A 13,612-nucleotide genomic window follows, 5' to 3' on the forward strand; every position below is an offset into this window, starting at 1 on the left:
CAGCATAAGGGCGCGAATCTTCCTGGCGGAGAGTTGGAAGGTCGTACTCAGTCCAGCGGGCGGGAAAGCGCCATCCGCCAGAACAGGCTGCCCGGATTGCGGACATTGGTTATGCGCGTCTCGACCGACTGCCCCCGCGCGCCCATCATCGCTGCGGCGAGAGCTGAAGAGGGTGATCGAGCCGTGTGGCGGTGGATCCGTGGCGGACTTTAGAATCATCGAGGCGCTTGCATCCTAGCGGCGTATTCTGGGGCGCGGGCGAGATATTTCACTAGCGGGAAGTGGGCCGGAGCCGACTGGCAGCTTCGCGTCGGCTGACACCCATTGCACGAAGCCGCTGCGCGGCAGTGGTGATGGTGGTGAGGTAGCGCAGCCTCGCTGAGGTTTGGTCCTGCGGCAGCGGCGGCAGACGATGGAGTTCCTTCAACGAGAGGAACTTCCCCATGGCGACCCTACCGACCGAGACAGCTGTCACCCCGCTGCGTCAGCGTATGCTCGACGACATGGCGATGCGCTCAATGCGGTCGCGGACCCAGCGCGGCTGCTCGAGGCGGCCCCTGGCATCAAGTACCGAGCGGCGTTGGGGGTCGCGTACGGCGCCGGATTGCGGGTGTCCGAGGTCACGCACCTCAGAGCCGACGACATCGATAGCAAGCGCATGCTGATCCGCATCGAGGAGGGCATCCTCGTGCAAGGGGCAAGACGAGTTCAGGTTCGCACCCCAGCGCGCCATGTTCCTGATGCCACCGCAACCTTTCCCCGGTCCGGACCCTGATCCGCCGGCCATCGTTGCGATGCATCTGGCTCCTTCGATCCTTAGGAGAGCGATCGCCGGGTACCTGGATTCAGCCATCCCCCGGTGAAGGGCTGGGACTAGCTTCGGCAATGAGCATCGGTGCGGGCGGCGAATGCCTGCGTTCATCCCACAGATGGTGCTGTGCAAAGCGCACGTTCGGCAGGGACAAACGGTCGAGTGCCTTCCGGAAGGTGCCGTTGCCGAACCAGTCGCTGGACTTCGCGCCTGGGAGGCCGCGAACCACCTCGCTGGAAAGAGTGGACAGGTTCAGCGGCGCACGCGCCTCGTCGTAGCGGCGACGCACGAGCGCCGCAAAGGCCTGCTCGTCGGCAGAGCCGTCGAGCACGGCCTCTGCCGGCCCGACGCACGCATCATCGGGCAGTTCGCGCCCCGAACCGCCGAGCAGGGTGCCGATCCTGTCGAACCCCAAAGCCTGATCGGCGACGGCGGCGTAAGCGGATGAGAGGCGGCCCGGCGCGACGATCATCGTCCTGCGATCCTCGGAGCGCAGCCGATACAGCAACGGTGTGAAGTCGGAATCGCCGGAGACAAACACGAACTCCCCGAAGCGGGTGCGATGGTCGAGGAGATCCAGCGCGTCGATGACGATGCGGATGTCCGCCGCATTCTTGGCGCCGCGCGTCAGCGTCGGGCAGTCCAGCACTTCGAAGCCCGCCTTCACGAAATCGGCTCGGAACCTGTAGAACCAGATCCGATCGTTCTGCTCTCCCGGCGCACTGACCCAACCCGACGGATTCATGTAGCAGCGTGCCACGAGCCATCGACGTCCTTCTTCACCCCGATCCGTCTCCGCCAGGCCCTTCAGCCAGTTCGCGGGGTCTGTAGCGAAGCGTATGGCCAAGCCACCGTCGATGGCCCACAACGCGGAGAACACGTTGTCGAAATCCACGAAGATCGCGCTTCCGTCCTGCATGCAACTCCGCCCCCTTCCTATCCGCCTCGACCGGATCGTACCGCGGACGGCATGCAAGTCGATCCCTCGCAGCAGATCGCAGACACCCGGTCCAGCGAGCCGAATTGATCCTCATAACGCGAACTTGGTTGCGCTTGCGCCGATGTGCACCCGCTGATCGTCACGGCGGCCTCCGCGCCAACGGGCTGGGGAAAAGGAGCAGCGCGTGCGCCTGAGCGGTGTCACGCGCTGCCTCTTTTGGGCATCACGCGACCGAATCGGCGTGAGTGAGCGGATTGAACACGTCCGATTGCGCTGGCAAGAAGCAGGCCGACCAAATGGGGAAGGATGAGGGTTGCAAGCGCACGAGCAGAACTGCTGTCTCCGCAAGGAAGAACACGCGGAAGTCGCGCAGCAAGCCTTGAAGGTCGCCGTGATCGGCAGCTTCAGGCAGCACTACGATGCCGTTCTAAGCGCGATCGAGACATTCCGCGCAGCCGGCTGGAGCGTGACGTCGCCGGACGGATCATCGGTGCTGGACCCCGCCGTCGAGTTCGTCCGCTTCGACACCGACGAACCCGATTGGACCGATGCTGAGATCCAATCGATCACGCTTGAGCGGATCTTCTCGGCCGACCTGACGTACGTGATTGCTCCGTCGGGATACGTCGGGCGGACCACCTGCTACGAGATCGGCCGGCTGATCCAGTCCGGCAGGCCGATCTACTTCTCCGAGAAACCCGAGGACCTGCCGATCCGCGTGCCCGACAGGTTCGTGGCGACGCCGGAGCAACTCGTCGGAAACTCGGGAGCCAGAATGACGCTCGAGAGTATCCACGCCATGGATGATGATCTATCGTCGAGGACTGAAAGAGGCTTGATCCGGTGAACGCTCCAGCGCCTATGGCAAGGAACTGCAGGTCGAACGTGGTCGTGGTGTGCGGCAGCATGTCCCACTTCGGGAGCATGTGCCAGGTCAAGGAGGAACTGCTCGATGACGCCGTTCCCGTCGCGCTGCCCGACGTAGAGGACGAGGATATTGCGGCGCTGGACGAAGCCAACTACCGGCAGTTCGTAGGCCGCGCCGCGCTGAACCATCTCAAGCGGGTCCGTGGCCGCAACACGTTCGCCATTCTGGTCGCGAACTTCGACAAGCACGGGATCGAGGACTACATCGGCCCAAGCACCTTTGCGGAGATCGCGGCCGCTGCGAGCCACGGCAAGAGAATCTTCATCCTCAACGAGTTCCCGCCGGTGTACCGCGACCTGCTCAGTGCGTGGAAGGCCGTGCCTCTTCACGGAAGACTCGATCCTCTAGTGCAACTATACCGCGACGCGTGCGGCGAGCGGGAGAGACAGCTGGACCTTCAGGTCTGACACGGGTGCTCCGTGCGAGACGGCTGTTCACGCACTTCTTCGACATCCACCTACTGGCCGAGAAAGGGGCCTGCGACCTGCCCCGCCTGGCGATGGAGATGCGGCGTGCCTTCCGTTTCGCATTGCTCCTCGCCGACCACGTCATGGTCCCGGCGAGCAGCTACTTCGAAAGTGCGTTGTGTCGCGCGATCTTGGACGAGTTCCACCCGGACCATTTTGCCGAGCAAATCTCGTTCGTCGCGAGCGGCGCGAACCTCGACGAGTTCGTCGAAGGCAAGCTGAGCCAGTACGGCGCCGCCGAGGTGCAGGGCCAGGCGTACCGCGCCGGAGGCCTGGCCACGGCGTTCCCTTGGCATGGGCGTTCCCGCAGTTCCACACAGGACATCGGCAAGGCCTGGCAGACCGGCATGGAGCTGGATGGCCAGGACCGGATCGCCCGCGCCATCCGCGACCGGCCTTCCGATCTGGATCGAAGGCTGGCCGAACTGCCCGAGCGGCTCGGGCGCTCGGCCTTCATCGCCGGCAATGCCGCCCGCATCCTGATCGGTGACGCAAAACCTACCCTGCAGCTCACGAACCGCCTGCTCTCCACCATCAACGCCGCTTACTTCGACAGCTACGCCCTCGACCTGAAGGCGGCGCTAGTGCAGGAACTCGTCTGGCTGGGTTCTTCCCAGCCGCTTCCTTCGGGAGATCCGAACCACGACATCGACTATCGTGCTTTGGTAGGCGCATGTCGGTCGACGGGCGTCCTCGGCGACGTCGACCGAACGGAACCGCGGGAGCTCCTGCGTCTGCGGGACGACGAACGGTTCGTCCTCGCCTGCGCGGCGGCCGCAGGAACTGCACAGGCCAACCAACTCTATCGGGGGATCGTCTACTCCATGCCTACCATTGAGGTGCAGCATACGCCGCCGCGGACCGATGCCACAAAGGTCCTCGTCGTTACCGCTCTGCCGGAGGAACTCGCGGCAGTACTCTCGACCTGCGATGCCCACCGGACGATCGCGGGGAAGGGTGACCGGGCGATCTATCGCCTATGCGATTACGTTCTTCCCGATAAGACCACGCGCAAGGTCGTCGTCGCGACGTTGTCGGACATGGGTAAGGCGAATGCCGCCATCGTCACCGCGACGGCACTGCAGAGCTTCCCCGACATTGAACACGTGCTGATGGTCGGGATCGCCGGCGGCTGTCCCAATCCCGCCCAACCGGCCGAGCACGTGCGGCTGGGCGACATCGTCATCTCGGATCACAAGGGCATCTTCGAGTACGACGACGTCAAGCTCAAGATGGGGGAGGTGGAGCGCCGAGGATCGCCCCAACTGCCGGGCTACACGATGCTGCAGGCGTTGGCGGCCGTGAAGGCTGATGCGTTCGGTGGCCGTAGGCGGTGGGAGGAGGTGATCGACGCTTCGCTCCCCAAGCTCAGGGAGGCCGACGATTCGTTCGAGCGCCCGGATCCGTCGACCGACGTGCTGCATGTGGATGGCAAGGCCGTCGAGCACCCCGAGGACAAACGCCGACGTCCCGGACGACCGCGCGTCTTCGGAGGCGGCGTGGCAACCGGTGATGCTCTGGTCAAGGATCCGAAGCTCCGCGACGAACTGCGCGACCGGTATGGCGCTCGGGCGATCGAGATGGAGGGGAGCGCGGTTCGTACGGCCTCCTGGGCGGCCGGAAAGGACTCCATCATCGTCCGCGGCGTGAGTGACTACTGCGATCAGCACAAGAACGACGAGTGGCGCTTCTCGGCCGCCCTGGCGGCGGCGGCATATGCGCGTGCCCTGATCGAGGTAATGCCCGCAGAGTGGTTCGAGTAGCGGCGCGGCCTTCGTCGCGTCGATGAACCCGCCATGCAGCGTCGTCGATCCTCGGCGACGCTGCATGGCCCAACTCGAATACTGCTTCGTCCCGTGGCTTCTAAGTTGAACCTTCGATCGAACGGAGGGACCGGAAGCCTTTGTTTGTCCGCTCGTCGATCGGACGGCGGACGTGTTGGGCCATCTGGTCGAGTAAGCGGTCAAAGCCGCCGAGCGGCGTCAAGCCTTCCATTACGCCGGGCGTTGCTGCTCGATCGCTTGGCTGACGTTACGCTAGCGACGCTGACGGCGAACTTCCACGCCCTCATGATCGGAAGCGGCAGATCCATGGATACGGAGAAGCGCCTCGTCACTTACGCCTTTCGGCGTCTCGCTCCCAGAACATGTGTGCGCCCGTCTGTCACCAATACCGGCCGGTGGCGTGACCGCTCGGTCTCGTGAACGAGCGGCCGGTTACGCCACCCGCCTCCGGTAAGCCGCCGACCGTAATCCACGACCTAAAGAGATCCAAGGCTGTTTGCGGCAGGGCAGACGCCGAGGGGCTACTCGCGTGCCACCAAGCACGCGCGGTGTTCTCAGGCCGTCATGATCCGCAGATCAACGAACCCCGCATCCGCCTGACCTTGGCCCCGGTCGTCACAATCAGCATCGCGTCGGTCGTGACCGTCTCCTCACCCATTGCGCGCACGACGGCGCTGTCCATCACCCGGATGGTCAGCCGGTCGGACGTCCATGCATCGTGGGTGAAGGGGAACAGCTCGCGCGCTTCCGGCGCGGGAGCGAGAACGACGACGCGCCCGGCGACCTTCGTCACGGCCGTCCGCCCCGCCGCAGCGAAGAGGATGGGCCCATTCCGCCGGGGCGACCAGAAGCAGCCGGTCCCGTCCATGCCGGCTGCACGCCAGTCCTTGATCGTGGTCGGCTGCAGCAGCGTATCCGGGCTGCGGGCATGCGCCTGAGGTGCCACCATCGTGACGGCGACGCAGCACGCCAGTCGACCAAACCGATTGGAACGGAGCATGTCAGGCCTCCACCACGCTGCGGTCGCCCATGATCCGGTGCGAGCGGGCGACCTGCACGCTCAGCACCCACTGCACCGCCCAGAACACGCCGGCGACGGGCAGGAACAGCGCCTCTCGCGTCAGCCAGGTGCCGAGGTGGAACTCGGACGTCGCGAGCCCGATCGCGGCGGCGATGACGGCCCACCACATGGCCAGCCGCGCTGCTAGAAACACGCCATCGACGATCCAGAGTCGGAACCGAGACGAGGCGGGGTGCCAGATGGCCCAGCCGAACAGGGCCAGTGGCGCGGCAGCGCCGGCAACCCAGGCCATGTCCGAACCCAGGTTGGCCGCCACCAGACGATATGCGACAAAGCCAGCGGCCGTTAGCAGGATCGCGGCGCCCGCCGCACGGAAGAAGCCGATCCTGCCGAGCACGTCGCCTAGGAGCATACCGATGATGAAGGGCATCCTATGCCTCCGCCTCAGAAGGCTGCGCGGGTCTTCTTCGGAGCGGCCGCGTCGGCAGCAGCCGCCACGGCAGCCTCGTCCGCAGTGCGCGCCCGCTTGCCCCGAGTGGCCATGATGTCGACGCTGGTCATCGCGTTGATCACCACGATCGGCCCCTCGCTGAACACGACGCCTTCCCCGCAGCGGTAGCCCGCACCGCACCAGGAGCCGAGAGTGTCGTTGCCAACAGTGGGTCTGCCGTATTTCGCCGCAAGCTGCCGTCGTACTGCTGGAAGATCGATCCTGGCGCCGGGAATCTGGAGCCGATATTCGTCGACGACCGGACCGGTGTGCATTTGGGCGAAATCGATCCGCAGATCCTCTCCGTCCGGGCCCTTGCACTCCAGCTGCATCGTGCCCGTACCTTGGCGGAAGGGATCGGACTGACCCGCTCGCCGCTTGGCTTCCTTGTCGACCTGCTCGTCGAAGGTCAGCTCCTTTCCGTAGGGTCGACAAGCATAGGACGCAGCGGTTGCCGCCGCCTGTGCCTGTGGGAGCGACATGCCCAGCCGGACGCCGGCGACGTCCATCTGCATGGGACCGCGCGGCGTCGGACCGCGCTGAGCATGGGCCGGCGCGCCGCAGAGCAGGACGGTGGCGAGCAGCGGTGCGATGATCTTCATGGTCGGTTCTTCCCTGTTCGAATGGTGGCCGGTGGCGCTCAGCGGAGCGAGAAGGTGACGAAGCCGGCGGTATCCGTCGCCCCGGCCACGTGTCCGGCATCGAAGGCATGGGCCACGCCGAGGCGCAGCGATGCGGTCGGCGACAGGTTTGCGGACCAGCCCAGCTCAAGGTCGAGCTCGCGTGCGCTCGGCGCCAGATCGATCGCGGTCGTCGCCGTGGTCAGCACGTTCGTCATCAGGTCGAAGGCGACCGGCGCGAGCAGGGTCGCGCGGGCGCGCTCGACACGCAGCGGCGACGAGACTCCGAGTGTCGCCAGCCCGCCGAACAGGTTCCGGGCTCCCTCGAGGGCGAAGGCACTACCTGACACCGGTTCCGAAAAGCGCAGCATCTCCGAGCCGCCGTCGACGCGGGTCGTAGAGGCGGTTGCGCGGGCAGAGACGAGCACGCCGACGATCATGCGCCGTGCCGTGAGCGAGGCCATGGTGGTGCGTGCACCGTGCAGACCGAACTCCGCGCCGCCGCGAAGACCCAGCGCCTGGCCGCGCTCCGCCAGGTTCGAGACCTCGACCCCGATGCCCAACGGCGTGGAGACGGCGAAGGTTCGCAGCGTGGTGCGGTCGTCGCGGGACGCACCCGAAGAGAATGCGGCGGACCATCGCCCGTCGGTCCAGGACGACGAGGTCCCCACTGGGGCACTTGCGATGCCACGCAGCGGCGTGCCTGCGATTCCGCCGTTCCGGCCGACCGCCACGTTGGCGCCGAAGGTCACCGATTGGCCGGATGCCGGAGAGAAGGAAACCATTGCCGGCCGGTTCGTGGCGGCGAAGCGCCAGTATTCCGGCACAGACAAGGAGAAACCGAGGCGGGCCTCGGTCGGGCTGACCTGCAGCCAGGGAGCATCGATCGGCTGGAGCATGCCACCCGCCAATAAGCCGGAGCCACCGCTGCGGATGCCCGATGCGCCAGCCATCGAAAAGTCTCGCCCATAGCGGTCGTACACTGTCATTCTGGCCGCCTTCGCACCGAGAGCGCCGCCGCCGCCGAAGGGCGCCGACATGGTGAGCGACGAGTAGCGCGCGAGCACCGCCTGCGCCGCCGCGAACGACGTCGCCGGAGCCTGCGCCTGCATCGCCTTTTCGACGTTGAGGATGCCGGCCCCGAAAACCGCATCGACGCCGGGCGCACCCGCGTCGGCTGCGGTCTCGAGCAGGATGCGGCCAATCGCCTGTCCGCCCAGCTGCGGCCAATACTGCTTCAGCAGCGCAGCGGCTCCCGCAACTGCGGGCGCCGCGAAGCTGTTGCCGGTTTCGACGACGACGTTGCCGTCCTTGTCCAAGGTCTGCACGCCGTTGCCTGCCGCCGCGAGCATCCGGTCGGCGAGCGGTCCGGCGTCGCCGTTGGCGGTCCGCGGATTGCCGTTCTGGTCGACACCGATAGCGAACAGGAACCAGTCCTTGTTCGTGCGGTCGCTGCCCACCAGGTTCTCGGCGATCTGGCCGGTGAAGCTGTCCTGCCCATCGTCGTTGGTGACCGACACGACGAACAAGCGGTCGGCCTGCCGCACGGCATCCATCGCGCCGCGCTGGTCGGCCGCGAGCTGCCCAGTGGACGTGCCGTTCGCGCTCAGGTTGATGACGAAGGCACCCTTCTCGACAGCGTAGCGGATGGCGGGCGCGATCAGCGCTGGATTGGGTCCGCTGCCCTCCGGCACCGGTCCGGACGTCGGCGAAACGTTGGACATGTCCGGGCCGCTGATCTTCAGCGCCAAAATGGTCGCCTCGGGCGCGACACCCTGCATGCCGCTGCCGTCGCGGGCAGCGGCGGCGATGCCGGCAACCTTGGTGCCGTGGCCGACCACGTCCTGGAGTCCGAAACGGATCGTCTCGGGCGCGCAGGTGCCGCAGCGGGCGATCTTCTGGTCAAAAGCGGTACTGTCCGGCGAGATGCGTCCAGCGAACTCGCGCCCCGAGGTGTCAATGCCGGTGTCGAGGACGGCGATGGTGACGCCCTTGCCGGTGATGCCGCGATCGTAGGCATAGGCCGCCTTCGCCGCCACGACTGCGCCGGACGCCTTGTACTCGGCCGTGTACGCGGACGACGTAGGAGTTGGCGCAGGTGTGGCGGGCGGCGTTGGTGTCGGCGCGGTCGGAGGCGGCGTGCTGCCGCCCGAGTTGACGCCGCCACCACCGCCGCATGCGGCGAGCAGCATGACCGCGGACACGGCCGTCGAGTTCCTGATGATGGTCAGCCGCCTGACGCGGTCCGAAACGATTGCACCCACGCGCGAGTCCCCATTCGCGTCGGTGCCGTTCGGCTCATCCAGCCGGCGGCACCGCCCCTTGATGAAACGAGGCGGTGCCGGCCCGAGAGCCGGGAGGTGACAACCTGCGGTAAGACAGGCGCGAGCGTCTTTAGGCTTGCGCCCTGGACATGCACGCCCGCTTCCCGGCCGAACGAATTCGGGCCGGGCTTACGGCTACTTACCGACAAGGTTGTCACGCCTCGGTCCGCCTGCTGGCGAACGGTCCCGCTCTACGCCGAGAGTGTTAACACGATCAATCCATGAAGATGTGCAGGCCGCTACTTTTCGATCGTCAGGCAGGTCCCTGCTGTATTGGACCGCTGTGCGTGGTCATGCACAACTTACCAAAGGCGAAGCGGCGTAAGAACGGATCAATGTTCTGGCAGGTGCGATAGCACCTCCAGGATCGCCTTTCGCAACTCCGCCACCTTCATCCCGGCGACAGCGCCCTCCCGGAGCCCCTCCCGGTCCGCAAGCGTGAGCACGGCCGCCGTCACCTCGTCCGAATGCCGCATCAGCACGATCAGCCCCGCACCGCTCGGCCCGTTTCTCGCCTGTAACCAGTTCTGCACCGTCCGCATGTTCGCGCCGGTCAGTCTGGCGATGTGCTTCACATAGGTTGGAGTATGGCCGAAATCCCGCCGCAACGCGTCGGCGATCACGGCGGCGAAGGTCGCTTCGGTGTCCGCACTGGGATGGATAGGAAACTCCTTTCCACGTTCGACGCGAACTTTTCGATCATTCCTCGAAAACGACATTCCGTCCTCCCATCGGTAGACGCAGAGCGACTTGAACGAGTTCTATTAAGCTCTGGCGATGGGTGTCGGGGAAGATGGTGCAGGCGGGAGCATCAAGACCGGTACGCGCCGCACAGTATGTGCGGATGTCGACCGATCACCAGCGCTATTCGACGGAGAACCAGGCGGAGATCATCGCCGCCTACGCTGCACGGCGCAACTTCGAGATTGTCCGAACGTACGCCGACGAGGGCCGCAGCGGGCTGAACATCGCCGGACGCGACTCGCTTCGCCGCCTGATCGCCGACGTTCAGGCCGGCAGCGCAGATTACGAAGCCGTGCTGGTCTACGACATCAGCCGTTGGGGCCGCTTCCAGGATGCCGACGAGAGCGCCTACTACGAATTCATCTGCCGCGACCATGGCATCAACGTCCATTACTGCGCCGAGCAGTTCGACAATGACGGCAGCCTTCCGTCCAGCGTCATGAAGAGCATTAAGCGGGTGATGGCGGGCGAATACAGCCGCGAACTCTCCAGCAAGGTGTTCACGGGTCAGTGCCGTCTGATAACGCTGGGCTATCGGCAAGGCGGACCTGCCGGCTACGGCCTTCGCCGCTTCCTCGTCAACGAGGCCAACGAGCCGAAGGCGCCGCTCGCCCGGGGCGAACACAAAAGCCTTCAGACCGATCGCGTCATTCTCGTTCCGGGACCGGACGAGGAAGTGGAAACCGTCCGCCGCATCTATCGGCTGTTCGTCGTCGATCGCCGTTCCGAGCGCGAAATCGCCACCATACTGAACGGCGAAGGCAAGATCACCGACGCGGGCAAGTCGTGGTCCCGCGCAGTCATCCGACAGATCCTCTGCAACGAGAAGTACATTGGCAACAACGTCTACAACCGCGTCAGCTTCAAGCTGAAGAAGAAGCGCATCGTGAATACGCCCGACATGTGGGTGCGGAACGACGGCGCATTCGAGGCGATCGTCGATCCGGCATTGTTCGACGCCGCCCAGGTCATCCTCACGGAACGCGCGCGCCGGCTCAGCGACGAAGATCTCCTCCGCATGCTGGCCGAGCTGCTCGGGTCGCAAGGTACCCTGTCGGGGATGATCATCGACGAGGTCGAGGACATGCCGTCGTCGGCGGCCTACCGCAGCCGATTCGGTAGCCTGCTGCGCGCCTATCAACTGATCGGCTATCAGCCGGCCCGCGACTATCGCTACGTCGAGACGAACCGCCAGCTGCGGTTGATGCACCCGGATGTCGTGGCCAAAACCATCGCCGGGATAGAGGCCATTGGCGGTGAGGTCGTGGTGGACGAGACCACCGACCTGCTGGTCGTCAACCGCGAGGTGACGCTGGCCATCGTCATCTGCCGTTGCCAAGCGACACCCGCCGGCAGTCTGCGATGGCGCGTGCGTCTCGATGCGAGCCTATGTCCGGACATCACCGTCGTCGTCCGGCTCGAGCCCGACAACGCCACGGTCCGTGACCACTACCTCCTGCCATGGATCGACGTCGGTGCCCGAGGCAAAGTTGGGATGGGGGAGGACAACGGCCTGGATCTCGACGCCTACCGGACCGACGACCTTGATCCCCTATACCATCTGCTGCGCCGTCATTCGCTGGAGCATGCGCTGTGACCGAAAAGCCGGACGCCACGCCGCCTGAGATCGTCACGATCGCCATCGCCTCAATCGAGGTTCTAAACCCCCGGAGCCGCAACAAGCGGATATTCGAAGAGATGGTCGAAAGCATCCGATCGGTCGGGCTCAAGCGCCCGATCACCGTCCGGCGTGCACCAGGTGGCGATGGCTACGAACTGGTATGCGGCCAGGGACGGATGGAGGCCTTCCTCCGGCTCGGCGAAACCCACATTCCTGCCATGGTGATCGACGCGACACGTGAGGAATGCTTCGTGATGAGCCTGGTGGAGAACATGGCGCGTCGAAACCAGACGCCCTTGGAGCTCATCCGAGAAGTCGGCGCACTACGTCAGCGGGGCTACACCAACACCGAGATCGCGGAGAAGATCGGCTTCAGTCCGGAATACGTCTGGGCGATCAACTTCCTTCTCGAGAAGGGCGAGGAGAGATTGCTCAACGCGGTGGAACGCGGCGTCATCCCTCATACCATCGCTACGGAGATCGCCCGCGCGAAGGACGGGGATGTGCAGAAGGCGCTGACCGAAGCCTATGAGAGCGGCGAGCTTCCCGGCGACCAGATCGTCGCCATTCGGCGGATCGTCGACGAGCGCAACATGATGGGAAAGGGCATCAAGTCCATTCGACAGGGCGAGAAGCGAGGTCACAGGCCGACCGCTTCCGGGCTGATCCGCGCCTATCAGAAGGAGGTCGAACGGCAGAAGCTGCTCGTGCGGAAGGCCCGGCTAACACAGGATCGCCTGACCTTCATCGTGGGTGCCATGTCGAAGCTGCTGGCGGAGGAACACTTCGTCACCCTCCTTCGAGCGGAGCGACTGGCAAGCCTGCCGCAACCGATTGCCGAACGGCTCGGAATGCCCGATGCGTGATGCAGCGATCGACGTCCGCATCTCGTTCGAACGTGAAGTCCTTCTGCTTCCGATCGCTGCGATCCTGCCACTCAGGCCGATCACGAAGCGCATGACCGATACACGTCGCTACGGTCGTATCGCCACCTCCATCGGCGAGATCGGCGTGATCGAACCCCTCGTCGTGACCAAGGCGGACAAGGACGGTCGACACATGCTGCTCGACGGTCACCTCAGACTACATGCCCTCCAGAGCCGTGGCGAGGAAACTGCATCCTGCATCGTCTCGGACGACGACGAAGCCTTCACCTACAACAAGCGCGTCAACCGGCTTGCGACCGTGCAGGAGCATTACATGATCGCCCGAGCCATCGACCGCGGCGTGCCAGCGGCCATGATCGCCGCGGCACTCGGTCTCGACGAAAAGGTGGTCATCCGCCGGCGCAACCTGCTGGATGGAATAGCTGCCGACGCGGTCGAGATACTTAAGGACCGATCGGTCAATCCACAGATCTTCGATACCTTGCGCCGGATGAAGGAGTATCGGCAGGTGGAGACCGCCGAACTGATGGCATCGATGAACAACTTCACCCTCAGCTACGCCAAGGCCATCCTCGCAGCGACCCGGCAGAACGATCTGGTCAAGCCCGACCGGCCCAAGGTCATAGCCGGCGTCACGACCGAGCAGATGGCCAGAATGGAACGTGAACTCGAGAAGCTGAGCCAGGACTATCGCGGTATCGAAGCGACGTTCGGTGACGACGTGCTGCAGCTCGTCCTTGCCTCACGCTACCTCGGACGGCTGATCGACAACGGCAATGTCGCTGCCTACTTAGAATCGCGACATCCCGAGATCGTCGGCGAATTTCGTACGATCGTAGCGGCGACATCGCTGGACGCGTCGTAGTCTTCCACGGCAGCATCGCGTCCGGACAGCCGCATCGAATTTGGCACGAGTCGGTGGGGCCGATTACCGCATTTGCCGCACCGCGCCGAAGTGGTCCCTTCGAAGGACGA

Annotated in this window: 13 protein-coding genes; 7 read left to right on the forward strand and 6 right to left on the reverse strand. The window is 65.0% G+C overall.

Going from position 1 to position 13,612, the window contains the following annotated elements:
• Window positions 1-412: 412 nt before the first annotated feature.
• On the forward strand, window positions 413-775 hold the full coding sequence (locus ABDZ92_RS11940) for a tyrosine-type recombinase/integrase (protein ID WP_343763005.1): 363 nt from the start codon (window positions 413-415) through the stop codon (window positions 773-775).
• Between the two features lie 70 nt (window positions 776-845).
• Here ABDZ92_RS11940 and ABDZ92_RS11945 read toward each other — a convergent pair whose 3' ends face one another.
• Window positions 846-1,730: an NYN domain-containing protein gene (locus tag ABDZ92_RS11945; protein ID WP_343763008.1), complete on the reverse strand. Its 885-nt coding sequence runs from the start codon at window positions 1,728-1,730 to the stop codon at window positions 846-848.
• A gap of 334 nt (window positions 1,731-2,064) precedes the next feature.
• Between ABDZ92_RS11945 and ABDZ92_RS11950 the strand changes: the two genes are divergently transcribed.
• The 3 genes from ABDZ92_RS11950 (at window position 2,065) to ABDZ92_RS11960 (ending at window position 4,909) form a co-directional block, all read left to right on the forward strand.
• Entirely contained in the window at window positions 2,065-2,598 is a 534-nt protein-coding gene (locus tag ABDZ92_RS11950; RefSeq protein WP_343763010.1) for a hypothetical protein, read from the forward strand.
• A 77-nt stretch (window positions 2,599-2,675) separates the two neighbouring features.
• Complete coding sequence (locus tag ABDZ92_RS11955) at window positions 2,676-3,086, forward strand: hypothetical protein (protein ID WP_343763015.1); 411 nt, start codon at window positions 2,676-2,678, stop codon at window positions 3,084-3,086.
• A gap of 5 nt (window positions 3,087-3,091) precedes the next feature.
• Entirely contained in the window at window positions 3,092-4,909 is a 1,818-nt protein-coding gene (locus ABDZ92_RS11960) for a 5'-methylthioadenosine/S-adenosylhomocysteine nucleosidase family protein (RefSeq protein ID WP_343763018.1), read from the forward strand.
• 583 nt (window positions 4,910-5,492) lie between these two features.
• Here ABDZ92_RS11960 and ABDZ92_RS11965 read toward each other — a convergent pair.
• From ABDZ92_RS11965 to ABDZ92_RS11985, 5 genes are all read right to left on the reverse strand, one after another.
• The gene (locus ABDZ92_RS11965; protein WP_343763021.1) at window positions 5,493-5,930 is read right to left on the reverse strand and encodes a hypothetical protein; all 438 of its coding nucleotides are present in this window, start codon (window positions 5,928-5,930) and stop codon (window positions 5,493-5,495) included.
• 1 nt (window position 5,931) lies between these two features.
• A complete protein-coding gene (locus ABDZ92_RS11970; protein WP_343763024.1) occupies window positions 5,932-6,381 on the reverse strand; it encodes a hypothetical protein in 450 nt (149 codons plus the stop codon).
• A 14-nt stretch (window positions 6,382-6,395) separates the two neighbouring features.
• Window positions 6,396-7,043 (reverse strand): hypothetical protein, encoded by a 648-nt coding sequence (locus tag ABDZ92_RS11975; RefSeq protein WP_343763026.1) that lies wholly within the window; start codon window positions 7,041-7,043, stop codon window positions 6,396-6,398.
• A 38-nt stretch (window positions 7,044-7,081) separates the two neighbouring features.
• The gene (locus tag ABDZ92_RS11980; RefSeq protein ID WP_343763028.1) at window positions 7,082-9,325 is read right to left on the reverse strand and encodes a S8 family serine peptidase; all 2,244 of its coding nucleotides are present in this window, start codon (window positions 9,323-9,325) and stop codon (window positions 7,082-7,084) included.
• Between the two features lie 392 nt (window positions 9,326-9,717).
• Window positions 9,718-10,104, reverse strand: coding sequence for a hypothetical protein (locus ABDZ92_RS11985; RefSeq protein ID WP_343763031.1), 387 nt, complete (start codon window positions 10,102-10,104; stop codon window positions 9,718-9,720).
• 74 nt (window positions 10,105-10,178) lie between these two features.
• Between ABDZ92_RS11985 and ABDZ92_RS11990 the strand changes: the two genes are divergently transcribed.
• The 3 genes from ABDZ92_RS11990 to ABDZ92_RS12000 are packed head-to-tail and all read left to right on the forward strand — an operon-like array spanning window position 10,179 to window position 13,502.
• On the forward strand, window positions 10,179-11,726 hold the full coding sequence (locus ABDZ92_RS11990) for a recombinase family protein (RefSeq protein ID WP_343763032.1): 1,548 nt from the start codon (window positions 10,179-10,181) through the stop codon (window positions 11,724-11,726).
• Window positions 11,723-12,616 (forward strand): plasmid partitioning protein RepB C-terminal domain-containing protein, encoded by an 894-nt coding sequence (locus tag ABDZ92_RS11995; protein WP_343763034.1) that lies wholly within the window; start codon window positions 11,723-11,725, stop codon window positions 12,614-12,616. The genes ABDZ92_RS11990 and ABDZ92_RS11995 overlap by 4 nt, the downstream gene beginning before the upstream one ends.
• Window positions 12,609-13,502, forward strand: coding sequence for a plasmid partitioning protein RepB C-terminal domain-containing protein (locus ABDZ92_RS12000; RefSeq protein WP_343763036.1), 894 nt, complete (start codon window positions 12,609-12,611; stop codon window positions 13,500-13,502). The genes ABDZ92_RS11995 and ABDZ92_RS12000 overlap by 8 nt, the downstream gene beginning before the upstream one ends.
• Window positions 13,503-13,612: the final 110 nt, after the last annotated feature.

It is taken from the genome of Sphingomonas molluscorum (assembly GCF_039522995.1).
GTDB classification, from domain to species: domain Bacteria; phylum Pseudomonadota; class Alphaproteobacteria; order Sphingomonadales; family Sphingomonadaceae; genus Sphingomonas; species Sphingomonas molluscorum.